Source organism: Streptomyces sp. NPDC101234, assembly GCF_044767525.1.
In the GTDB taxonomy this organism is placed as follows: domain Bacteria; phylum Actinomycetota; class Actinomycetes; order Streptomycetales; family Streptomycetaceae; genus Streptomyces; species Streptomyces sasae.
Window position 1 is genome coordinate 1 of record NZ_JBIWOA010000024.1, and the last position, 23,121, is coordinate 23,121.

The following is a 23,121-nucleotide window of genomic DNA, read 5'->3' on the forward strand; positions in this document are numbered from 1 at the left end:
GCCGTAGCAATATCTCGGGGGGGGCGCGGTCGTGGGGGGGCGCTATTAAGTTGTGGGGGCATGCATATGTGGCCGCCGCCCGGGGGGGGGCCCCCCGCCCCGGGGGCCCGCCCCTCGGGCATCTGTCACAGACCCCGGCGCGGGCCCGGCGGAAGCGCCGCGGGGACAGGGCTCATCCCGGCGTCCTGGGACCGCCCGAGCGTCCCGATCCGCTGCCACTGCGGCGGCTGCGGCTGATCGCCGCCGTGCCGGGCGCTGTAGGCACCCGCGCTGTACGCGCTGTACGAGCTCCCCCCGTACGACCCCAGGCCGTAGGTGCCGGTGCTGAACGGGGTGTTCCCGAAGGCGACGAACCCCAGTTCCTCCTCGCCGCTGCGGTCACCCGGCAGCGTACGGAAGCTCTTGACCCACTCCGTGTAGAGCGAGTCGTAGATCGGCGTGGCCGAGACCCCGCTCGAGGCGTCCTGAGCCGTCCGAGCGGGCGGAACGACGGAGAAGGACGGTCGGCGGGGCGGAAGGTCGTATGCGTGCACGTATGTCCAAACGACCGGGTTCGTGAAGAGATGCGGCTCGTTGACGCCCCTTTAGGGGCGCGGGACTGCATTTATTTGCGGCTACCGCCGCGTGGGCGCGATCAGCCACGAACCACCCGCAGCCGCCCATACGCAGCAGTCCCCACCCCCTTGGGCGACCCTCAGACTCCGGCAAGAGGCAACGCCGCCGCCACCAGCTTCCCATTCGCGGCCGCTTTGTCGATCGCATCCCGCAGCAGGTCCTCCCGCGGCTGCCGCCCGATCGACCCCACCGGCGCCGCGAACATCAGCACCTGCTGGTGCTTGTTCGCCGCCGCCCGCCACCCGTCGGTCACCTGCAACGGCTGGTGCGCCTGCCACCAGGCGACCGGCTGCCCGCCGTTCGCCCCGGGCTGCAGCACCGCGTGCAGCTGACCGACCGCCAGCAGCACCGACCACCCGTGCAGCACCGGCGGCACCGCGGCCAGCTGGGTCATCGGCATGAAGCCCTGCTCGATGAGGAGCGGCAGGAAGTCGTCGCCGACCCCGTCCGTGCCGGGCCGCGCGATCGGCGAGGTCGGCTCGACCACGAGCGCGGGGTGCAACTCACCGGCGATCAGCACCAGTCCGCTGGTCACCCCGAGTACCGCCTGCTCGGGCACGGACTTCTGCGGGCCGCCGGGCGCGCTGTCGCCGCTGATGGAGCGGACCGCGCCCTGCAGCTGCTCCTCGGTGACCTGGACGACCTGCGAGGGCAGGCAGCTGGCGTGGGCGAAGGCGAGGACGGCGGTCTCGTCCCCGATGAACAGGACGGTGCTGGTGCGCTCCTGTTCGGAGTCGCCCGGGGTACGGCAGGACGTGCAGTCGTAACTGCCGGGGGCGTTGTCTCCGGCGAGCAGCCGGTCGGCTTCTTCGTCGCCGATCTCGGCGCGTACCTCGTTGCTGACGTCGAGCATGCGCGGCACGGTGGCTCCCTCGGGATGCGGTGCGTGAAGGCCCGGGGGGCTCCCGGTCCGTGAGCCCCCGGGGTTGCGGGCTCATGAAGAAGACAACGGGTGATCTGTGGTGGGGGTCACGCACCGAGGGGATCGGGATCGAACCATCCGCTGCACAGGGTCACGCTCGGTGCGGAATCCCGCACTCATCGTCAACTCTTCGCAAGCCAAAGGGATTTGACGCGGTGAAGTGAATCACAGATCCGTCGAACCCATGGTCGACAAATCATGAAATCAGGGAATGAAGTGGGTGGCCGAAAATCGATGCTACCACGGGTAACGCAGAACTGGCCTGGCCTGACGGGCAGTTGGTTGATTTCGGGCGTTCCAGGTCCCTAGATTCCTCCGCCGTGTGCAACTAGCACCGCTCGGGTACGTCCGCCGGCCGGCACCAGGCAGAGCACCACCGCAGGCACCGGCCGCGGCGGACGGGGCGAGCGCGACCGACCGCGTCCATGCGCGGGGGCCGCGCCTCGCCCGGGGGAGCCTGGGTACGTGGAGAGGGAAATACATGTCCGAGTGTGCCGATACCACCCGTGAGACCGTCGCCAAGAACGGCTCCCGCAAGGGCCGTACGACCGCTGCTCTGGCCGGAGCGGCGCTGCTCGCCCCGCTGGGCCTGCTGGCCGCGACCGGCAACGCCGCGGCGGCGGACAACGGAGTGTGGGACCGCATCGCCCAGTGCGAGAGCGGCGGCAACTGGCACATCAACACCGGCAACGGCTACTACGGCGGACTCCAGTTCTCCGCCTCTACCTGGCGCGCGTACGGCGGCTCCGCCTATGCGGGGACGGCCGACCAGGCCTCCAGGGAAGCGCAGATAGCCGTCGCCACCAAGGTTCAGCACGCCCAGGGCTGGGGCGCGTGGCCGGTCTGCTCGGGGCGGGCCGGAGCGACCGGCTCGGCGCCCGAGAGCGCCTCGGTGACCACGAAGAGCAGCACGGAGTCGGCGACGAAGTCGACGCCGGCCAGGAAGTCGACCCCCGCGGCGAAGACGCCGCAGCGCTCGGCGCCGCACTCCGGCCGCAGCTCGTCCCGGGGTGACTACACCGTCATCGAGGGCGACACCCTGAGCCAGATCGCCGAGCGGCACGGCACCACCTGGCAGCGTCTCTACGCCGCCAACAAGGCCGTCATCGGCGACGACCCGAACCTCATCATGCCCGGGCAGCGCCTCGCGCTCTGACGCGCGCCCCTGCTCCGCACCGCCCCGCCCGGTCCGACCGGGCGGGGCGTGGTGTGTTGTGCGGGGGCGGGTGGATGCTCCAAAACGAGGCCGCGCGTCCCGATGTGATGCCGATTCACGCACGGCCGGCCCGCCGCCGCAGGGGGGTTCTGTGCCGAAGCGGTGAAACTCTTATGCGGTGTCAGCTGCCGCGACGGTCCGTGGATTCGGAATGAATTGGGCCCCGGCGGCGCCCTCGGCCCCCGCTTCCGGTCCTTGCTCCCGGTCCTTTCCGGCGGCTTTTCGGAAGACCCTACCGGCTTCAGGGAATTGCGTTCGAATGCGCCAGGAAGGCGTACGGAACCGCTCGTACGTGTGACTGGCTTCGGTACAAACGCGTGTCGTGATTCTGTGACAGAAGTGTGACCGGGACCGGACTCGGGATAGCGTGGCCGCATGGCACCGAATCCGACTCCGCCGACGGAGCCCCAGGACAGCCCGGAAGGGTACGTAGGCCTCGACGCGGGCGACGCGGAGCGGCTCGCCCGGGATCGCGGGTGGCCGACGGTGCGTGCGCTGCCGCCGGGCGCGATCATCACCATGGAGTACCGGGCGGGGCGGCTCAACTTCGAGGTACGGGACGGTGTCGTGGCGCGCGCCTGGAAGGGCTGACCGTACGACGGCGAAGGCCCCGGTTCCCGCAGGGGGAACCGGGGCCTTTCGCTGTGCGGGGCTGGTTGGTGCGTACCGGACCCCGTCGTGCTTCCGTGGGCCGCCCGTCAGCCGCCCGTCAGCGGGCGGGCCGCCGGGGTGGCGGTGCCGCGCGGCAGGCGGTCGGAGTGCGGTGGGCGGCGGCTGCCCGCCGGCGTCACCGGGGTGCGCTCCGAGCGGGCCGTGTGCGGGCCGGGCGCGAGATGGATCGGGGCCCGGGGCTGGCGGCCCGAGGGGACCGGTTCGAGCTCCGGGGCCGGCGAGTCCCCGGCGGGCGCCGGACGCGGCTTGAGCGCCACCGGCACCGGAACCGGCGCGGGCACCGTGCTGCCGCGGCGGGAACGCCGGCGGTCGCGCAGACGGTCGCGCAGGTCGAAGATCTGGGTCTCGGTGCGGTCGATGAACGGTTCGCACCACGGCAGCGCCAGCAGGATCAGCAGTCCCGCGGCCCAGCCCAGCAACACGTCGCTCAGCCAGTGCGTACCGAGGTAGACGGTGGACATGCCGACACCGAGGGAGGTGATCGCGGAGGCCGCGGACAGCCAGCGGCGGGCTCTCGGGGTGGAGGCCAGATACGCCAGAATTCCCCAGGTCAACACCGCGTTCGCGGTATGGCCGCTGGGAAATATATCGCCGCCCAGGCCCATCTCGTTCGAGCCGATCACGGTCGCGTAGTGCGGTCCGAGGCGCCCCATGCCGAGCTTGGCGGCGCCGACCGTGATGTTGAGCAGCAGCAGGGAGACACCGAGCGTCAGCAGCGGACGCAGGGTGTGCTGCCGCCACGAGCGCCAGCCCAGCCAGGACGCGACCATCACGGCCGTCGGGCCGCGCTGGCCGAGGACCACGTAGTAATCGACGAACCAGTGGATCCCCGCCCACTGCTGGTACGGCCGGAAGAACATGACCTGCCAGTCGAGCCGGACCAGCCACGACGTGATCACGACGGCCCACACGATCGCCAGGTAGAAGGCGAGGGTCGCGGTGAACAACACGACCCGGTGCCGGCTCATCTTCGGCACATCAATGTGGGCCGGCCGTTCCGGCTCACGGTCCAGCCTGGCGAACACCCGGTCCAGACGGGTCAGGTTTCGTTCGGTACGCACTCAATCGACGTTACAGCGAGTGAGCTCTGTTCCCGGTCGAAACAGCGGCTTTGTGATGACGATGTGATGTGGGAAACCTCTCAGGAGGTCACCGAATTCTAAGGATTCCGTAATCCTCGGCGTGTCTGCCCTTCAATTCCTTTGATCATGCCGGGTCGCCGTTTTATGCCGCTTATGAATTCGTTAACCAAGGCATGGGGCGGAATTCTCCGGCTGCTCATCGGCGCCACCGAAATGATCATGGAGGCCCGGACCCGTTCAGCCAGAACGCGCCATACACCGCCGCCACCACCGCGATCCCCGCGGTGACCAGCGCCGTTCTGCGGGTGCGCAACCGTGCGAGGGCCAGGGCGAGGGGCAGCAGCACCGGGAAGGCCGGCATCAGCAGCCGCGGCTTGGAGCCGAAGTAGCTCGACGCGCACAGTGCCAGTGCGAGGACGACACCGGTGTAGACCAGCAGGGGAAGCGGCTGCCGCCGGCGGACGCCGATCACGTAGAGCCACAGCAGGAGGCCGACGCCCACGATCAAACCCGCTCCGGCCAGAGCGGACGGAAATGACGTGAACTTGTCGCCGACGAAGCGTGCGAACGCATAGCCGCCGTCGAAGCCGTTGCGCCAGCCCGCCTGGACGTCCAGATAGCCGAGCGGGCCCTTGCCGGTGCGGTGGCCGACCCACAGGACATAGGCGGCGGTGCCGACGGGGGCGAGGAGCATGCCGAGGGCGCGCCGCCAGGGCGGTGCGCCGGTCGTCCGCACCACGCGCCGGGCGCGGGCGGCGCTGGGCAAGGCGGGGGCGTGTTCGTCCCCATGTGCGCCGCCCGCATCGTCCGTACCCCGGTCCCGCAAGCCCCCGCTCCGATCCCGCACGAACGAGACCGCCCCCGCCGTCCACACCGCCGCCACCACGGCAAGGCCCACCGGCCGGGTCAGCCCCGCCAGCGCGGCCAGCGCCCCGGCGGTCACCCAGCGACCGGTCAGCACGGCGTACAGCGACCATGCGGCCAGCGCCGTGAACAGCGACTCGCTGTACGCCATCGACTGCACGATCCCGACGGGCAGGACGGCCCACAGCAGCACCGTGCAGACCCCCACCCGCCGGCCGTACACGAGGTCCGCGACCGCGAAGATCCCCCAGGCCGCGGCGAGCGAGGCGAGCAGGCTGACGGTGAAGCCCGCGCCGGCGTACGTGAGGGGCGTGCAGGCGTGCAGCAGGCGCTCCAGCCAGGGCAGCAGCGGGAAGAAGGCCAGGTTGGAGTGGACGTCGCCGTTCGGCAGCCGCACCTCGTAGCCGTACCCGAGCTCGGCGACCCGCGTGTACCACAGCGAGTCCCAGCGAGCCGTCAACAAGTGGTACGCGCTCTTGCCGCGCGCCCCGCTCCACACGGCCAGCACGACCAGGCCCAGGGCGCGCACGGCCGCGTACCCGAGCAGGGCCGGCGCCGCCCGGCGCAGGGCCGGGGCGCGCGGTGGAGCCAGGGGCGTTCCAAGATCGGTCACGGGCTCGATTATCGACGGGCCGCGGAACCGGAGGCCCCGCCGGGGCGTGCTGCACAGCGGGGCCAGTGGCGTACGCCACATGAGTTCTGTGGAGAGTGTGAGAGGTCCGCCACGTGCCCCTGGAACGAACTCGCGTACGCTGACGTGTCACTCGCGTTCGTATGCGCGGGCCGGAGACCCCGCTCCTCTCCGGCCGTACGACGGGGAGTCCCCACCCCGCCGATCCGCCGCACGCGAGGGATCATCTGGGAGGTTCGTAGATGTCCGGGACGACCACGGCGGCCGCACGGCCGCACTGTCGGGCGCCCGTGGCCGGTGCCGGTGCCAACCGCTGGGTCGTCCTCGTCGTTCTCTGCGTCAGCCTGCTGCTGGTCGCCCTCGACGCGACCGTGCTGCATGTCGCGGTGCCCGCCGTCACCGCGGACCTCAAACCCGGCGCCATGGAGCTGCTCTGGATCGTCGACGTCTACCCGCTGGTCTGCGCCTCGCTGCTGATCCTCTTCGGCACGCTCGGCGACCGCGTGGGCCGGCGGCGCGTCCTGCTCCTCGGCTACACCCTGTTCGGCGTCGCCTCCGCGGCGGCCGCGGTCGCGCCGAGCGCGGCGATGCTGATCATGGCGCGGGCGCTACTCGGTGTGGGCGGTGCGATGATCATGCCCGCGACGCTGTCGATCCTCCGGCAGGTCTTCCCCGACCGCCGTGAGCGGGCCCTCGCCATCGGTATCTGGAGCGCTGTCGCCGCGGTCGGCGCGGCCGTCGGCCCCCTCCTCGGCGGCTTCCTCCTCGAACACTTCTGGTGGGGCTCCGTCTTCCTGGTCAACATCCCGCTGATGCTGGTCAGCCTCCCGGTGGGCCGCTTTCTTCTCCCCGAGTCCCACGGCGACCGCGACGGCCCCTGGGACGTGGTCGGCGCGCTGATGGCGGCGGCCGGCCTGTTCGGCGTGGTCTTCGCCGTGAAGCGGCTGGGCGGCGGCGAACCGGCGGGCAGTGCGCTGACCGTGGCGCCGTTGGTGCTGGGGGCGCTGCTGCTGTTCCTCTTCGTACGACGGCAGCGACGCCGTGCGTTCCCGCTGGTGGACCTGAGGATGTTCGCGCGGCCGGCGTTCAGTACGGCGGTCGGCTGCATCGTGCTGGCGATGCTCGCGCTGGTGGGTCTTGAACTGATCGCCGCGCAGTACCTGCAGCTGGTCCTGGGCCTGTCCCCTCTGCAGACGGGTCTACGACTGCTGCCGCTGACGCTCGCCGCGATGGCGGCGGGGCTGGCCGGGGCGCGGCTGCTGCGGCGCTTCGGGCCGCGCCGGATGGTGTGCTTCGGCTTCTGCCTGACCGCGGCGGCGGTGCTGACGCTGACGGCGATGGGCGGGACCGACAACCCGGCCCTGCTGCTGGTCGGCTTCCTGCTGCTCGGGTTCGGGCTGGAGACCACGCTCTTCGGGGCGTACGAGTCGATGCTGAGCGAGGCACCGGCGGCGCAGGCCGGCGGGGCGGCGGCGATCGGCGAGACGTCGTACCAGCTGGGCGCGGGGATCGGGATCGCGTTGCTGGGCAGCGTGATGAACGCGGCGTACACGCCGGGGCTGTCCCGGGTACCGGGCGTACCGGCGTCGGCGTCGGCCGCGGCGGGACACTCGCTGGGGGAGGCGTACGAGGTCGCCGGGCGGCTGGGCGGAGTGGCGGGCGCGGCGCTGCGGCATGCGGCGCGGGACTCCTTCGTGCACGGGCTGCATGTGACGCTGCTGGTGAGCGCGGGGCTGCTGCTCCTGGGGGCGGTGATGGCGCTGCGGTTGCCGCGGGCCATGCAGTGCGAGGAGACCCCGGTGGAGGTCCCCGCACCCCGGGAACCTTCCCGCTCCCGCGTCTCGGCCTGACCCCACCTCCGCCCACCCACGCACCACCCGTGCGGCTTGGCAGAGGGGCGGACCGACCTGCGGGGGTGCTTCGCCGTCGGCGGCCTCCCCACCCACGCACGGCCTGTGCGGGTTGGGGGAGGGGCGGACCGACCTGCGGGGGTACTTCGCCGTCGGCGGCCTCCCCACCCATGCGCCGCCTGTGCGGGTTGGTGGAGGGGTGATCCGACCTGTGGGGGTGTTGCGCCGTCGGCGGGTGCGGGCCAGGGCTTTCCCCGCCCACGCGCCGCCCGTGCGAGTCACCAACAAGGTGGACCTCTCCCGCGGGGGCAGTTCGCCGTTGGCGGCTGGCGGCTGGCGGCTGGCGGCTGGCGGCTGGCGGCTGGCGGCTGTGGGCTGTGGGCTGTGGGCTGTGGGCTGTGGGCTGCGGGAGGCGGGAGGCGGGAGGCGGGAGGCGGGGGTGTGGGGGGTGTGGCGTGTGGTTGGGGGAGAGGGCGTGGGTGGGGACCGATGGGGATTCGTGGGTGGGGGCCGATGGGGATTCGTGGGTTGCGTCGGGGACCGGTGGGCGTCGGCGGTGGATGTGTCCCACGGGCGGCGTCCACCTTGTTGGTGGCTCGCACGGGTGGTGCGGGGGTGGGAGAACAGGGAGACTGCACATAGCCGATGTAACTAGCGGTGCTAGTTTTTGGGAGGGTTCCATGTCCGCGTCCGTGAAGTTGCCTCCGTTCGATCCCGGTGACCCGCTCGGTATCGACGATCTCCTGGAGCCGGAGGATCTCGCCGTGCGGGACACCGTGCGGAGCTGGGCGGCGGACCGTGTGCTGCCGTACGTCGCCGAGTGGTACGAGAGCGGTGAGCTGCCCGGCATCAGGGAGCTCGCCAAGGAACTCGGGTCGATCGGGGCCCTCGGGATGTCACTCGACGGGTATGGGTGTGCGGGCGCGTCCGCCGTGCAGTACGGGCTCGCCTGTCTGGAGCTGGAGGCCGCCGACTCGGGCATCCGGTCGCTCGTCTCCGTACAGGGGTCCCTCGCCATGTACGCCATCCACCGCTTCGGCAGCGAAGCGCAGAAGCAGCGGTGGCTGCCGGGCATGGCCGCCGGTGACACCATCGGGTGCTTCGGGCTCACCGAGCCCGACCACGGTTCCGACCCGGCCGCCATGCGGACGCACGCCAGGCGTGAGCCCGGCGGCGACTGGGTGCTCAACGGGCGGAAGATGTGGATCACCAACGGCTCGGTCGCGGGCGTCGCCGTCGTATGGGCGCAGAGCGACAACGGGATCCGCGGGTTCGTCGTACCCACCGACACACCCGGGTTCTCGGCGCCCGAGATCAAGCACAAGTGGTCGCTGCGGGCGAGTGTCACCAGTGAGCTGGTGCTGGACGACGTACGGCTGCCCGCCGATGCCGTACTGCCCGAGGTCACCGGGCTCAAGGGGCCGCTCAGCTGTCTGTCGCACGCTCGCTACGGGATCGTGTGGGGCGCCATGGGCGCGGCCCGCACCTGCTTCGAGACCGCCGTCGACTACGCGAAGTCGCGGGAGCAGTTCGGTCGGCCCATCGGCGGCTTCCAGCTCACCCAGGCCAAACTCGCCGACATGGCGGTCGAACTGCACAAGGGGATCCTGCTCGCCCATCATCTGGGGCGGCGGATGGATGCCGGCCGCCTGCGTCCCGAGCAGGTCAGCTTCGGCAAGCTCAACAACGTACGGGAGGCGATCGAGATCTGCCGTACGGCGCGGACGATTCTCGGGGCGAACGGGATCTCGCTGGAGTACCCCGTGATGCGGCACGCGACCAACCTCGAGTCGGTGCTCACCTACGAGGGCACCGTCGAGATGCACCAGCTGGTGCTGGGCAAGGCGCTCACCGGACTCGACGCCTTCCGGTGAACCCTGCGCGGGGGCAGGGCCGGTGAGCGGCCCTGCCTCAGCTCTGGTTGAAGAAGCCGTCCTCCCGGCGCCTGGCCGGCTCACCGTTGACGATCTCGGTGTTCGAGGGGGTCAGCAGGAAGACCCGGGTGGCGACCCGCTCGATGGTGCCGCGCAGACCGAAGGTCAGCCCGGCCGCGAAGTCGACGACACGCTTGGCGTCGCCCGGCTCCATGGCCGTGAGGTTCACGATGACCGGCACACCCTCGCGGAACAGCTCACCGATCGCACGGGCGTCCCGGAAGCTGTCCGGGGTGACCGTGCCGATCCGGCGGCCCTTCTCCTCGGCGGTGTCCGAGGCCACCCTGACCCTAGGGTCGGTGACCCAGGCATCCCCGTGGGGCTGCTCGGTCCCTTCGGAGTAGTCGTCGTCGTAGTAGCGCTCGTCATCGTTGTCGTCGACGAGGCCAAGCCAGGCACTCGCCTTGCGTACCGATCCCATGGACGCCTCCTCTCACAGCGGTCTTTCATGCTTCCGCATCCCTATGGTCGTCCATGATGCGGATGGCGCGCCAAGTGGATAGACGCCGCGCGGGGGGTTTGTGACGGTACTGGTGCAGAGCGAATACGTCGAGAGCCCAGTTGTGCCAAGGGCCTTAGCTCACACGGCTGCTGACTGTGAGTGAAATATGATTGTTCCGGGCGTATGGGTGACGAACCGTACGTCCGGGTGAACCGGTTGAGGGGGATTTCGGACGGGTTCGGGATGGTCAGACCGTGTGGTCATCGGCTCGGTAAGAGATTCAGGGACCAGTGGATGGCGCACCTGTGCGGGCTGTGTCTTGCGCTGCGCGGCGACCACGGACAGTTCGCACGGCTCGTGACGAACTACGACGGGCTGCTGATATCCGTCTTGACGGAGGCTCAGGCACCGCGGACGGACGACTGGCGGCGTACGGCCGGGCCGTGCCCCCTGCGCGGGATGCGCACCGCCTCCGTCGCGCGGGGCGAGGGCGCGTGGCTCGCCGCCGCCGTCTCACTGGTGCTCGCCTCGGCCAAGGTGCGTGACCATGTCGCCGACGGGGACGGTCTGCTGGCGCGCCGTCCGGTCGCGGCCGCCGCCCGCCGGGTCGCCGCCGGCTGGGGGTGGGCGGGGGCCCGCGGGGGGACGGCGGTCGGGTTCGACACCGGGATCCTCGTCGACGCCGTCGACCGCCAACTCGGCATCGAGGCGCTCGCGGGACCGGGGACACCCCTGCTGACGGTGACCGAACCGACCGAGACGGCCACCGCCGCCGCCTTCGCGCACACCGCCGTCCCGGCCGGCCGGCCGGGCAACGCCGGACCGCTCGCCGAGGCCGGGCGCTACTTCGGCCGGCTCGCGCATCTGCTGGACGCCGTGGAGGACCGGGCCGCCGACGCGGCCTCGGGCGCCTGGAACCCTCCCCCACTCTCGGCTTCGCTCGCGCGGGGGGACCCCCATCCGCCACCGGGACCCCGGTGGCCGAGGCCCGGCGGCTCGCCGACGACGCGCTGCGCGGGATCCGCCTTGTGCTGCGGGACGCGGAGTTCGCGGACGGCGGGCTGGCCCATCTGCTGCTCGTGCACGAACTGGGGCGCTCGGTGGACCGGGCGTTCGGGACCGCGCCGGGCTGCTCGGCCCATGCGGCCCATGGGCCGGGACCGGAGGCCCCACCCGAGAAGCGGGACTTCCTGGCGGGATGCGGGATGTTCGCGCTGCTGTGCTGCAGCTGCCGGATGTGCTGCGCGGAGGAGTACGAGGGGCCCTGGTCGAGGAGGAAACGCGAGGGCTGCTGTCAGAACTGCGACTGCGACTGCCCGTGCGACGGATGTGACGGTTGTGATGGATGCGACGGCTGCGATTGCTGCTGTCCGTGCGACGGCTGCTGAGCGAACGGCGGACCGGGCTGCGGGCGCCTCCCGGCCGTCAACGCACGGGCGTGCCGGTCACCGTATACGGGAGGGGCGGGCGCGACGCTTCACCTCGGGATTCTCCGCGATCCTGTTTCCGGGACGTAAAACAAAAACTTGATCGGGTGACCGCTGCCCCGAGAGGTTCGTTGGCCGGAGCGCAGAACCATTTCTGCCTCGGTTCTGCGTATCCACCGACTCGCCTCCTGATTAAGGCACTTCCGTGCAAGCAGCCACCATTCGAACAAGGCTTCTGAGGATTCTGGTCCTCGCCCTCGCCGTCCTGCTGACGCTGCTGGGCGTCGCCGCCGCAGAGCAGGTCTCCGCCTACCGCAACGCCTCCGCCACCGCGGACAACGCCCGCCTGGAGATCACCCTCCAGGGCCTCATCCACGAACTCCAGAAGGAGCGCGGTCTCACCACCGGATACGTCGGCGGCGTCAAGGAGTTCGGCGGCAAGCTGCCCGCACAGCGCAAGGCCACCGACTCCGCCCGCGACCGGCTGGACAAGGCGCTCCAGGGCCGCGACGACGCGGCCGCCGGCTCGGTACGGGAGTCCCTCGGGCGGCTCGACGGACTCGCCGGGATCCGCAAGCACGCGGACGACCGCACCGGCGTGGTGAAGGACACCTTCGACTACTTCACCACCACCATCACCGTCCTCGACCGGCTCGACCTCGGTCTGAGCGACGTCCACGACGCCACCCTGCGCGACGCCTACCAGACGCTGCAGATCCTCGGCAACGCCAAGGAGTTCACCGGGGAGGAGCGCGCCATCGTGCTCGGCTCGGTGCGCGCCGGGCAGTTCAAGGGCGACGACTACAGCCGGTTCATGGAGATCCGGGCCGGCCGCCTCGCCGCCCTCGACGCCTTCCCCCGCTCGGCCTCCGACGCCCAGCAGCGGCGCCTGGACGCGGCCATGAGCACCCCGGACGCGGAGCGCATGCTGGCGTACGAGAGCACGGCCGTGCACGGCGGCGGCAGGCTGAAGTGGAGCGACATCCCGCCCATGCAGTGGTGGGACGCGACGACCGCCACCATCAACGGGCTGCGGGACGTCCAGGTCTCCCTGGGCGCCGACGTCGAGAACCGGGCCGCCGCCCTGGAGGGCACCGCCCAGCGCGATCTGCTCCTCTTCCTGCTGCTCGCCCTCGGCACCGTCGCCGCGCTCGGCGCGCTCGCCCTGGACTGTGTACGGTCCGTCTCCGCGCCGCTGGCCGAACTCGCCCAGCAGGCCCGGGAGACCGCAGGGCAGCGGCTGCCCGAGGCCGTCGCCGCCGTCCAGGACGGCTCCTCGGGCGAGAGCCCCGAACCGCCCGCCCCGCTCGCCGTCTCCGTCCGGGCGGGCGCCGAGGTCAAGGAGGTCGCCGAGGCCTTCGACCGGGTACAGCGCGCCGCCTACGACCTCGCCACCGAACAGGCCGTGCTGCGCCGCAACGCCACCGACTCGCTGGTCAGCCTCGGCCGCCGCAACCAGAACCTGGTGCGCCGCCAGATCGGCTTCATCAACAAGCTGGAGCACGAGGACGCCGACCCCGCGACCCTCGCCAACCTCTTCGAACTGGACCACCTCGCCACCCGTATGCGCCGCAACGCCGAGAGCCTCCTCGTCCTCGCCGGGGAGTCCAGCCCCCGCCCCTGGTCCACCCCGCTGACCATCACGGACGTGCTGCGGGCCTCGCTCGCCGAGGTCGAGGAGTACCGCCGGGTCACCCTGCGCCGGGTCGAACCGGCCCACCTCGCCGGCTCGGTCGTCGCCGAGGTCGCGCACCTCCTCGCCGAGCTGATCGAGAACGCGCTGAGCTTCTCGCCGCCGGACTCGGACGTGGAGATCGAGGGCCGCCGCACCAGCGCCGGCTACCTGGTCGCCATCGTCGACCACGGACTGGGCATGGACGCGCAGGCGATCGCCGAGGCCAACGTACGGCTCTCCGGCACCGCCAGCTTCATGGCCGAACCGACCCGGTTCCTCGGCCACTTCGTGGTCGGCGCGCTCGCCCGCAAGCGCGGGATCGAGGTGCGGCTGGGCGAGGCACCGGCCGCCGGTGTGGTCGCCCGGGTGCTCATCCCGGTCAACCTGCTCACGGAAGCCACGGCGGCCACGGCGGCCGTGGCCGCCCCCCAGCAGGCCGCGACCGCCGGGCAGCGGGCCGTACCGGCCTCGCGCAAGGAGCCCGACGAGGTGCAGCTCGTCGCCGTCGCCGCCGAGGCCGGGCCCGAGCAGCAGCAGAAGAAGGGGACCTCGGCCGCCCGCACCCGCAACGGGCTCGTCAAGCGGCCCCAGCGCAGCGCGATCGCGGACGCCGTCAGCGAGACCGACCGGACCGACCGGCCGGCGCCCGCCGGACCCACGCCCCAGCGCAGCCCCGAGGAGATCTCCGGGATGCTCTCCACGCTGCGCAGCGCGCACATGCGGGGCGGGATCAGTGTGGAGAAGGAGAAACGGGAGAAGGAAGCGGCCCACGGGAGTGACGTGAAGAGCCAGGGCGACGTGAAGAGCGAGGGCGATGTGAAGGGCGAGGGTGAAGCCAAGTGACCACCGTCGACACCCCCAACGACTCGCGGACCTTCAACTGGCTGCTCGCGAACTTCGTCAAGTCCACCGACGGGGTACGGGACGCCGTCGCCGTCTCCTCCGACGGGCTGCTCATCGCCGTCTCGGACGGGCTCGGACGTACCGAGGCCGACCATCTCGCGGCGATCGTGTCCGGCCTGTCGTCGCTCGCGCGCAGCGCGTCCAAGCGGTACAGCTTCGACGGGGTCAAACTCATCATGATCGAGATGGGGCGCGGCTTCCTGCTGGTCTCCGCGATCCGGGACGGCAGCTGTCTCGGTGTCCTCGCCGACTCCAGCGGTGAACTCGGCCTGGTCGGCTACGAGATGGCGGTGCTCGCGGAACGGGCCGGGGACCTGCTGACGCCGACGCTCATCGCCGATCTGCGGCAGGCGCTGCCCCGGTGAACGGGGAGCAGCCCAGGGACGTAGAACCCGAGGACACGTCCTTCGTACGGCCGTTCATCATCACCGGCGGGCGGGCCGAGCCGCTCCAGTCCGATCTGCGGCTGGAGACGCTGGTGGTGGCCGTCGGTACACCGGACGAGTCGCTCGCGTTCGAACGGCGGCACATCGTGGCGGTGTGCGCACAGCCGACGACGGTCGCCGAGGTGGCGCACCGGGTCGGCGTTCCCCTCGGAGTCGCCAAGGTGCTGATCTCCGACCTCGTCGTCGCCGGACAGCTCGCCTGCCGGCAACCCGCGGAGCTGCCGCTCCAGATGCTCGAAAGGATCAGGGACCATGTCCGGGCGCTCTGACAGGGTCGTGCCGCTCGCCGTGAAGATCGTGGTGAGCGGAGGACTCGGGGTCGGCAAGACGACGTTCATCGGCGCGATCTCGGAGATCGAACCGCTGGACACGGAGGCGGCGATCACCCAGGTGTCGGTGGGCATCGACTCCCTCGCCGGGGTCGAGTCCAAGACGACGACCACCGTGGCCCTCGACTTCGGCCGGATCACGCTGGATCCGTCCATCGCGCTGTATCTGTTCGGGACTCCCGGGCAGGACCGGTTCTCGTTCCTGTGGGACGACCTGGTGGAGGGCGCGCTGGGCACGGTGGTCCTCGCGGACACACGCCGGATCGAGGACTGCTTCCCCGCCGTCGACTACTTCGAGGCCCACGGGGCGCCCTTCGTCCTCGCCGTGAACCGCTTCGACGGCGCCGAGCGGTTCGAACTGGAGGAGGTCCGGGAGGCGTTGGGCCTGAGGGCCGATGTTCCGGTACTGGAGTGCGATGCGCGGGAGCGCGGGTCGGTTCGGGATGTGCTGGGCGCGCTGATGGACCGGGTGATCGGGGTGAGGTCCGGGTCGTCGAGGAAGAGGGCGATGGCTGTGCGCTAGTCGCCGTGGGGCGCGGGGTGTGTGGCGAGTGCGGGTTGTGTCTGGTTGCTCGCGCCCACGCGGCGGAGCCGCATATCTGTGCAGCCCCGCGCCCCTTCGGGGCGCGTGAATCCGGCGTCTGTTTTTGGGTGCGGGGCGCGAGGGGAGGGGTGCGCGTGTGAAGGCGGAGAGTGAAGCGCGAGGAAGAACGCGAAGAGTCCCCGCCGTCGGCGGGGCGCGCAGGGGGTCAGCTCAACAGGAACAGGACCACACTCGACCGAAGTCGATGTGGGAGCGGGTGACCAGCCACTGCTGCGGATGCATGGGCCAAGTGGAACAGGTCTCCGGTTTTCCGTCAACTGACATGAGACGCACCGCTCACACTCTGGACAACCTTGACAGTGAGGGGAAACGGCACCGTAGAGTCGACGGACGGCCCTGCTGAGGGGCTCGGCCGTAAGAGCGCCGCGCGACGGCGCTCCGTGTGAAGGCATCCACCGCACCCACCGTGCTCGATTGAGCTGTCACGGAGCCTTCGTATGTCATCCGGCACCCTCGCCTCAGCCCCCGCCGTCCCCCGTATACCCGAGCACGCCGTCTCCTCGATGGAGACGGCCCGATGAAGCCCCAGCTGGTGATCGTGGGGGCCGGGCCGCGGGGGACCGGTCTCCTGGAGCGCATCGCCGCCAACGCGCCCGAGCTGTACGCCGGTTCGGGCCTCGACATCCATCTGGTCGACCCGCATCCACCGGGCGCGGGACGCATCTGGCGGGCCGCCCAGTCGCCGCTGCTGTGGATGAACTCGCATGCCGAGGACGTCACCATGTTCACCGACGAGACGGTGACCATGGCGGGGCCGGTACGCGAGGGCCCCACCCTGCACGAGTGGGCCGGCCTGGCCGGCACCACCTTCGCCGACCGGCAGATCCAGGGCCACTACCTGCGCCACGTCTACGACCGGGCCGTCGCCGATCTGCCGGACGGCATCACCGTCCACCACCACCCGCGCCGCGCCCTGCGGGTGAGCGGGCCGCGCGAGGGACGCCAGCAGGTCTGGCTGGAGGGCCGCCCGCGCCCGCTCCTCGCCGACCTGGTCGTCCTCGCCCTCGGTCACCTGGACGCCGAACTCGACCCGGAACAGGCCGCGTTGGCCGCGTACGCCGACGCACACGGCCTGGTCCACCTGCCGCCCGACTTCACCGCCGACAGCGACCTGTCCGCACTGCGGCCCGGCGAACCGGTGCTCGTCCGGGGGTTCGGTCTCGCCTTCGTCGACCTGATGGTCCTGCTCACCGAGGGCCGGGGCGGGCGGTACGACGGTGACACCTATGTGCCGTCCGGGCGGGAACCGGTGCTGTACGTCGGGTCGCGGCGCGGGGTGCCGTACCACTCGAAGATCGGTTACGACTGGACCGGCGAACGTCCGCCGCTGCCCCGCTTCTTCGGGCCCGACGAGGTCGCCGAGCTGCTGGCCAGGCCGGGCGGCTTCGACTTCCGGCGGGACGTGTGGCCGCTGGTGGCCAAGGAGTTGGGGTTCGCCCACTACCACCGGCTGTTCACCGTCCATCCCGAGCGGACGGCGGTCGCCTGGCGCGACTTCGAGGAGAAGTACGCCGCCGCCGAGGGGGACGCCGAGCTGCGGGCGCTGGCCGCAGCCGCCGTACCCGACCCGGCCGACCGGCTCGATCTCACGGCGCTGGACCAGCCGCTGGACGGGGTGCGGTACGGCTCGCACGAGGAGTTCCAGGAAGGGCTGCGTGAGTACGTCGAGGCCGATCTGGGGCGCCGGCACGACCCCGGGTACAGCCCCGACCTGGCGGTGTTCCTCGGACTGCTCTCCGTCTACGGGCAGTTGGTCCGGCTCGGGAACATCGGGCCCTGGTGGCACGGGTTCTTCAGCTATCTCGCCTCCGGGCCGCCCGGCCCCCGGCTGCGGCAGCTGCTCGCGCTGTCCCGGGCGGGGGTGCTGAAGTTCGTCGGCGCCGGGATGACCGTGGCGGCGCAGGACGGCGTGTTCCGGGCGTCCGCCGACACCGTGCCCGGGTTCGTCGTGGAGGCGCGGGCCCTTGTCGAGGCCCGGCTGCCCGAACCGACCGTGGGACGGGCCCGGGACGCGCTGCTGCGCGAGTTGCAGGGCGACGGGGCCGCCGAGACGCCCGACGGGCTGCTCCGGGTGGACCCCGCCGACGGGCGGATCCTCGACGGGGGCGGGCGTCCGCATCCCCGGCGGTTCGCGCTCGGGCCGTTCACCGACGGCCGTACGCCCGGCGCGTTCACCCGGCCGCGCACCGGAGGGCCCGCGTTCCGGCAGAACGACGCCACGGCGCGCACCGCACTGGTCTTCCTGCGCGAGCTGGCGGACCGGGCCGCCGCGTAGTCCGTCGCCGTCCGGTCCCGGTGTTTCTGTCCAAGGTGCTGTGAGGAGGAGGGGTTTGCGGATGTCTTTCGGAGAGGTTGGTGCCTTATGACCGGCTCGTACGGCCGGGGGCTGTTGCATCTGGCCGCCGCCGTGGACCAGGTCGGCGCGTTCGACGAGGAGCGTCACATCGAACTGGTACGGCTCGCCGAGAGCGGGAGGCTGGACTTCGTGACGCTCGACGGACGGTTCGGATGGGCGGAGACCGACGCGCTCGCCGTGCTGGCTCAGGTGGCCCCGGCCACCCGGCGGATCGGGCTGGTGCCGGTGGGGACGTCCCCCCGGACCACCGTCGCCCACCTCGACCAGGCCGGTCTGGGCCGGGTCGGCTGGTGGAGCGACGGGAGTGACGAGAGCGACGGGAGCGACGCTCCGGGTCCCTCGCAGGGGTACGCGGTGCGGGTGGCCGACGCCACCGAGGGGACCGCCCGGCGGACCGTGGCCCGGTACGCCGATGTCGCCGTCGTGCGGGCCGCGAGCTCCGCGCAGGCCGCCGCCGTACGGGACGAACTGCGGGCGGGGGCCGCGGCGGCGGGCCGGGATCCGGACGCACTGCGGGTGCTGGTGAGCCTCATGGTGGATCTGGGCGACGGGGAGCGCGCGGCCGAGCCGGGGCACGGCGGCGGTGGGCCCCGGCAGACGGTCCAGGGCCCGGTGTACCGGGGCGGTCCCGTCGATCTGGCGGAACTCATCGCCACCTGGCACGGCGAGGGCGCCACCGACGGCTTCCACCTCGTCCCCGCCGAGCCGCGCCGGGACCTGGAACGGCTGGTCAACGGCACCGTGGCGCTGCTCCAGCACCGCGGCCTGTTCCGCACCTTCTACCCGGGCAGCACCCTGCGCGAGCACCTTGGTCTCTCCCGGCCCGCCGACCGGTTGGCGGCGCCGTGAAACACCGGGGGACGCCCGGCTGTTACGGACTGGGTGAGCGCAGGGGGAAAGACATGATGCGGATCATGAAGAGAACCGTGAAAGGACTGATCGTATGACCGCGGACGCGTTCGAGGACTGGAAGCGCTGGCACGAACACCGCGTGGAGACCGTCTCGGACCCCTACGGACCGCTCGCGCTGGTCGGCACCCACTGGATCGAGGACCATGCGGACGGCCGGCTTCCCGGCGTCCCCGGTGTCTGGGTGCTCGACGGCGATGCCGTCGTGCTCACCGCGGTGGCGGCCGACGGCCTGGCCGTGGACGGCGAGCCCTTCGCCGGTGAGATCCGGCTCGACGCCGACCGCGAACCGGCGGCCCGGGTCACGCTCGGCGAGCGCCGGCTGGTCGTGCTGATCCGCGAGGGCGTCTGGGGCGTACGGGACTACGACCCGGCCGCCGGGACGCGCCGCGCCTTCCGGGGCATCGACGCCGTCCCCTACGACCCGGACTGGTCGGTGCCGGGGCGCTTCACGCCGTACGACGAGCGGAGCACCGTCCGCGTCCCCACCGCGGACGGAGTGGAGCGCGGGCTCGCGCTCGCCGGGGAGCTCACGTTCACGGTGGCGGGCGAGGAGCGGACACTCCGGGTCGCCGAGCAGGCCGACGGGCGGCTGTGGGCGGTGTTCGCCGATGCCACCAGCGGCCACAGCAGTTTCCGGTTCAGGTTCCTCTATTCGGCCGCCCCGGCCGCCGACGGTTCCACCACCATCGACTTCAACCGCGCGCAGCTGCCGCCGTGCGCCTTCGCGGACCACTTCATCTGCCCCTTCCCGCCGCCGGGCAACACGCTCGGTATCGCGGTCGAGGCAGGGGAACGCCGGCTGGGCTGAGGGACACGACGGGAGACACCCGGAACGAGATCGCACAAATTCACCACAGTTCACTCACAGTCGCACGGCCGAAAGGCACTCTTGCGGCCACCTGCCGTTCGCCCGAATACTCCCCCACAGCGCTTGTCAGGGGCATTGCGTGTTCGGAATCCGGGCGTTCACCCCTGGCTGCGCCTCACGGGCCCCGACCCCACGCGGGCCCCCGACTTCCCCTGGGAGGGAACGACAAGTGAGGATCAAGCGCACGACCCCCCGCAGCGGTATCACGAGACGGACCCGGCTGATCGCCGTGGGCACCGGTTTCCTGGCCGCGGCAGCGTTCGCCGTCCCCACCGCGAACGCGAGTGACGCTCACACCTTCAGCGCGACCCAGTTGAAGGCCGTGAACAGCTCCGTTCTGAAGGCGGACATCCCCGGCACCGCCTGGTCCGTCGACAGCAAGACCGACCGTGTCGTCGTCACCGCCGACTCCACGGTCTCCAACGCCGAGATCGCCAAGATCAAGCGGCAGGCGGGCGCGAACTCCGGCGCGCTCACCATCAAGCGCACCCCCGGCACCTTCAAGAAGCTGATCACCGGCGGCGACGCCATCTACGGCGGCGCCTACCGCTGTTCGCTCGGCTTCAACGTGCACAGCGGCAGCACGTACTACTTCCTGACCGCCGGGCACTGCGGTGAGGTCGCCTCGACCTGGTACAGCAACTCCGGCCACACCACGGTCCTGGGCACCAACGTCAGCTACAGCTTCCCGACGAACGACTTCGCGCTGGTGCAGTACACCAACTCCTCGATCGCACACCCGAGTGCGGTCGGCAGCCAGACCATCTCCAGCGCGGCCACGCCCAGCGTCGGGACGACGGTGTACCGCCGCGGTTCGACCACCGGCACCCACAGCGGCCGGGTCACCGCGCTCAACGCCACCGTCAACTACGGCAGCGGTGACATCGTCTACGGCATGATCCAGACCACGGTCTGCGCCGAGGGCGGCGACAGCGGCGGCCCGCTCTACGGCGGTTCCGTGGCCTACGGTCTGACCTCCGGCGGCAGCGGCGACTGCACCTCCGGCGGTACGACCTTCTTCCAGCCGGTCACCGAGGCGCTGAGCTACTACGGCGTGAGCGTCGGCTGACGATCCACACGGATCAGCTCCCGGCAGTGGCCCCCGTACGCAACCGGCGTACGGGGGCTCCCCTTTGACCGGGGGCGGGGTTACCGTCAAAGGATCCTGGAAGTCACCCCTTGGGGGACGGCATGGTCGAGGCGCTGGTGGCGGCGGGAGCCGCTCTCGTGTCCGTCGGAGCGGTCTACGCGCTGGCCGCGGCACGGGTCGTCAGACAGTACGAGCGGGGCGTGGTGTTCCGCCTCGGCCGGCTCCGGCCGGAGGTGCGCGGACCCGGGTTCACCATGGTGGTCCCGTTCGTGGACCGGCTCCAGAAGGTCAACATGCAGATCGTCACGATGCCCGTGCCCGCGCAGGAGGGCATCACCCGGGACAACGTGACCGTACGGGTCGACGCCGTCGTCTACTTCAGGGTGACCTCGCCCGCCGAGGCGGTCGTCCGGGTCGAGGACTACCGGTTCGCGGTCTCGCAGATGGCGCAGACCTCGCTCAGGTCCATCATCGGCAAGAGCGAGCTGGACGACCTGCTGTCGAACCGTGAAAAGCTCAACCAGGGCCTGGAGTTGATGATCGACAGCCCGGCCGTGGAGTGGGGTGTCACCATCGACCGCGTCGACATCAAGGACGTCTCGCTGCCCGAGACCATGAAGCGGTCCATGGCCCGGCAGGCCGAGGCCGACCGGGAGCGCCGGGCCCGGGTCATCAACGCCGACGCCGAACTGCAGGCCTCCAAGAAGCTCGCGGAGGCCGCCAAGGAGATGTCGGAACAGCCCGCCGCGCTGCAACTGCGGCTGCTGCAGACGGTGGTGGCGGTCGCCGCGGAGAAGAACTCGACCCTGGTGCTGCCGTTCCCGGTGGAGCTGCTGCGGTTCCTGGAGCGGGCGCAGCAGCAACTGCCCCCGGCGGCAGGGCCTGATGGTGCGGGCGGGTCGGCAGGGGCCAATTCCGGCCAGGGGTAGAGGTCACTGTTCGCCGATAGTTACTCGCACGTAGTGTTTGCAGTGCGAATCCTCCTGGAGTGACTGTGAACGGCTCGGGCACCGGGGGCGCACAACATCCGCGCACGCGCGTCCTGAAGTCGACCTTGTGTGCTCCCTGTGGGTCTCGGAATAGTAGGCGCCCGTCAACCAGCCTTCCGGTCCCAGAGGTCCCCACAACCTTACGGACCGACCCCCCACAGGAGGACGCGAGTTGAAGCACCGACGCATACCCGGGCGCCGGGCGGTCATGGCGGGCGCGGGCATAGCCGCGCTCGTCGCCGCCGGAGTGACCTTCCAGACTGCGAACGCGAGCGAGCCCGCCAAGGCCGCCCTGCCGCAGATCCTGTCCGCCCCGGCGGCCGGAAAACTCGCCTCGACGCTCGCCGCCGACCTCGGCACCGACGCGGCCGGCACGTACTACGACGCGCAGTCGAAGAACCTCGTCGTCAACGTGCTCGACGACACCGCCGCGAAGGCCGTCGAGACGGCCGGGGCCAAGGCGAGACTCGTCGCCAACTCCCTCGCCGAACTCGACGGCGCGCGCACCACGCTGAAGCAGGACGCCACCATCCCCGGCACCTCGTGGGCGACCGACCCGGTCGGCAACAAGGTCGTCGTCACCGCCGACAGGACGGTCACCGGGGCCGCGCTGACCAAGCTCGCCAAGGTCGTCGACCGGCTCGGCGAGAAGGTCGAACTGCGGCACTCGAAGGGGGAGTTCAAGCCCTTCATCGCCGGCGGCGACGCGATCAGCGGCTCGGGCGGGCGTTGCTCGCTCGGCTTCAACGTGGTCAAGGGCGGCCAGCCGTACTTCCTGACCGCCGGGCACTGCACCCAGGCGATCTCCACCTGGTCGGACTCCTCCGGCAACGTGATCGGCCAGAACGCCCAGTCCAGCTTCCCGGGCACCGACTTCGGCCTGGTCAAGTACACCTCCGGCGTGGACCACCCGAGCGAGGTCGACCTCTACAACGGCTCCACCCAGAAGATCACGGGTGCGGCCGAGGCGACCGTGGGCATGAAGGTGACCCGCAGCGGTTCCACGACCCAGGTCCACGACGGCACGGTCACCGGTCTCAACGCCACGGTGAACTACTCCGAGGGCACGGTGAGCGGGCTCATCCAGACCGATGTGTGCGCCGAGCCCGGCGACAGCGGCGGCTCGCTCTTCTCGGGCAGCAGCGCGATCGGCCTGACCTCCGGCGGCAGCGGCGACTGCACCTCCGGCGGGGAGACGTTCTTCCAGCCGGTGACGAAGGCGCTGTCGGCCACCGGGACCCAGATCGGCTGACGCACGCGGTAATCCCGCGCGGCCCCGCCCCTCCGAGGGGGG

The 23,121-nt window shown here is 71.2% G+C and carries 19 protein-coding genes and 1 pseudogene; 15 read left to right on the forward strand and 5 right to left on the reverse strand.

Annotated features, from left to right (window positions below):
• Positions 1-125: 125 nt before the first annotated feature.
• The gene (locus ACIRR9_RS35600) at positions 126-533 is read right to left on the reverse strand and encodes a hypothetical protein (RefSeq protein WP_403760629.1); all 408 of its coding nucleotides are present in this window, start codon (positions 531-533) and stop codon (positions 126-128) included.
• 161 nt (positions 534-694) lie between these two features.
• Positions 695-1,477, reverse strand: a complete 783-nt coding sequence (locus tag ACIRR9_RS35605; RefSeq protein WP_384561779.1) for a hypothetical protein — start codon at positions 1,475-1,477, stop codon at positions 695-697.
• A gap of 541 nt (positions 1,478-2,018) precedes the next feature.
• Here ACIRR9_RS35605 and ACIRR9_RS35610 point away from each other — a divergent pair.
• Together ACIRR9_RS35610 and ACIRR9_RS35615 are read left to right on the forward strand one after the other, a co-directional pair.
• On the forward strand, positions 2,019-2,693 hold the full coding sequence (locus ACIRR9_RS35610) for a transglycosylase family protein (RefSeq protein WP_403760631.1): 675 nt from the start codon (positions 2,019-2,021) through the stop codon (positions 2,691-2,693).
• A 435-nt stretch (positions 2,694-3,128) separates the two neighbouring features.
• Positions 3,129-3,344 carry an I78 family peptidase inhibitor gene (locus ACIRR9_RS35615; protein ID WP_123978244.1) on the forward strand — a complete coding sequence of 72 codons (216 nt, stop codon included), beginning with the start codon at positions 3,129-3,131 and terminating at the stop codon, positions 3,342-3,344.
• 107 nt (positions 3,345-3,451) lie between these two features.
• On the opposite strand, the gene ACIRR9_RS35620 is transcribed toward ACIRR9_RS35615, so the two are convergent.
• Positions 3,452-4,486, reverse strand: a complete 1,035-nt coding sequence (locus tag ACIRR9_RS35620; protein WP_123978245.1) for a phosphatase PAP2 family protein — start codon at positions 4,484-4,486, stop codon at positions 3,452-3,454.
• Between the two features lie 238 nt (positions 4,487-4,724).
• Positions 4,725-5,984 (reverse strand): mannosyltransferase family protein, encoded by a 1,260-nt coding sequence (locus ACIRR9_RS35625; RefSeq protein WP_403760635.1) that lies wholly within the window; start codon positions 5,982-5,984, stop codon positions 4,725-4,727.
• A 260-nt stretch (positions 5,985-6,244) separates the two neighbouring features.
• Here ACIRR9_RS35625 and ACIRR9_RS35630 point away from each other — a divergent pair, with 260 nt between their 5' ends.
• Both ACIRR9_RS35630 and ACIRR9_RS35635 read left to right on the forward strand, forming a co-directional pair.
• Complete coding sequence (locus ACIRR9_RS35630) at positions 6,245-7,852, forward strand: MFS transporter (protein WP_403760638.1); 1,608 nt, start codon at positions 6,245-6,247, stop codon at positions 7,850-7,852.
• A 680-nt stretch (positions 7,853-8,532) separates the two neighbouring features.
• Positions 8,533-9,726 (forward strand): acyl-CoA dehydrogenase family protein, encoded by a 1,194-nt coding sequence (locus tag ACIRR9_RS35635; RefSeq protein WP_403760641.1) that lies wholly within the window; start codon positions 8,533-8,535, stop codon positions 9,724-9,726.
• A gap of 37 nt (positions 9,727-9,763) precedes the next feature.
• Here ACIRR9_RS35635 and ACIRR9_RS35640 read toward each other — a convergent pair whose 3' ends face one another.
• Positions 9,764-10,207, reverse strand: a complete 444-nt coding sequence (locus ACIRR9_RS35640) for a cell division protein SepF (RefSeq protein WP_365342332.1) — start codon at positions 10,205-10,207, stop codon at positions 9,764-9,766.
• A 315-nt stretch (positions 10,208-10,522) separates the two neighbouring features.
• On the opposite strand from ACIRR9_RS35640, the pseudogene ACIRR9_RS35645 reads away from it, so the two are divergent.
• The 11 genes and pseudogenes from ACIRR9_RS35645 (at position 10,523) to ACIRR9_RS35695 (ending at position 23,079) form a co-directional block, all read left to right on the forward strand.
• A pseudogene (locus ACIRR9_RS35645) lies at positions 10,523-11,616 on the forward strand (DUF5685 family protein).
• Positions 11,617-11,860: 244 nt separating this feature from the next.
• Complete coding sequence (locus ACIRR9_RS35650; protein WP_403760645.1) at positions 11,861-14,173, forward strand: nitrate- and nitrite sensing domain-containing protein; 2,313 nt, start codon at positions 11,861-11,863, stop codon at positions 14,171-14,173.
• Positions 14,170-14,598, forward strand: coding sequence for a roadblock/LC7 domain-containing protein (locus ACIRR9_RS35655; protein WP_352363571.1), 429 nt, complete (start codon positions 14,170-14,172; stop codon positions 14,596-14,598). Before ACIRR9_RS35650 ends, ACIRR9_RS35655 begins: the two co-directional genes overlap by 4 nt.
• On the forward strand, positions 14,595-14,948 hold the full coding sequence (locus ACIRR9_RS35660) for a DUF742 domain-containing protein (protein ID WP_403760649.1): 354 nt from the start codon (positions 14,595-14,597) through the stop codon (positions 14,946-14,948). The genes ACIRR9_RS35655 and ACIRR9_RS35660 overlap by 4 nt, the downstream gene beginning before the upstream one ends.
• Positions 14,932-15,531, forward strand: a complete 600-nt coding sequence (locus ACIRR9_RS35665; protein ID WP_403760652.1) for a GTP-binding protein — start codon at positions 14,932-14,934, stop codon at positions 15,529-15,531. Before ACIRR9_RS35660 ends, ACIRR9_RS35665 begins: the two co-directional genes overlap by 17 nt.
• 598 nt (positions 15,532-16,129) lie before the next feature.
• A complete protein-coding gene (locus ACIRR9_RS35670; RefSeq protein ID WP_403760655.1) occupies positions 16,130-17,887 on the forward strand; it encodes an FAD/NAD(P)-binding protein in 1,758 nt (585 codons plus the stop codon).
• Positions 17,888-17,974: 87 nt separating this feature from the next.
• Positions 17,975-18,817, forward strand: a complete 843-nt coding sequence (locus ACIRR9_RS35675; RefSeq protein WP_403760658.1) for an FMNH2-dependent monooxygenase — start codon at positions 17,975-17,977, stop codon at positions 18,815-18,817.
• Between the two features lie 94 nt (positions 18,818-18,911).
• Complete coding sequence (locus ACIRR9_RS35680; RefSeq protein WP_403760660.1) at positions 18,912-19,688, forward strand: DUF1684 domain-containing protein; 777 nt, start codon at positions 18,912-18,914, stop codon at positions 19,686-19,688.
• 229 nt (positions 19,689-19,917) lie between these two features.
• Complete coding sequence (locus ACIRR9_RS35685) at positions 19,918-20,817, forward strand: S1 family peptidase (protein WP_384561823.1); 900 nt, start codon at positions 19,918-19,920, stop codon at positions 20,815-20,817.
• 122 nt (positions 20,818-20,939) lie between these two features.
• Entirely contained in the window at positions 20,940-21,767 is an 828-nt protein-coding gene (locus tag ACIRR9_RS35690) for a slipin family protein (protein WP_123982185.1), read from the forward strand.
• Positions 21,768-21,999: 232 nt separating this feature from the next.
• Positions 22,000-23,079 (forward strand): S1 family peptidase, encoded by a 1,080-nt coding sequence (locus tag ACIRR9_RS35695; protein WP_403760663.1) that lies wholly within the window; start codon positions 22,000-22,002, stop codon positions 23,077-23,079.
• Positions 23,080-23,121: the final 42 nt, after the last annotated feature.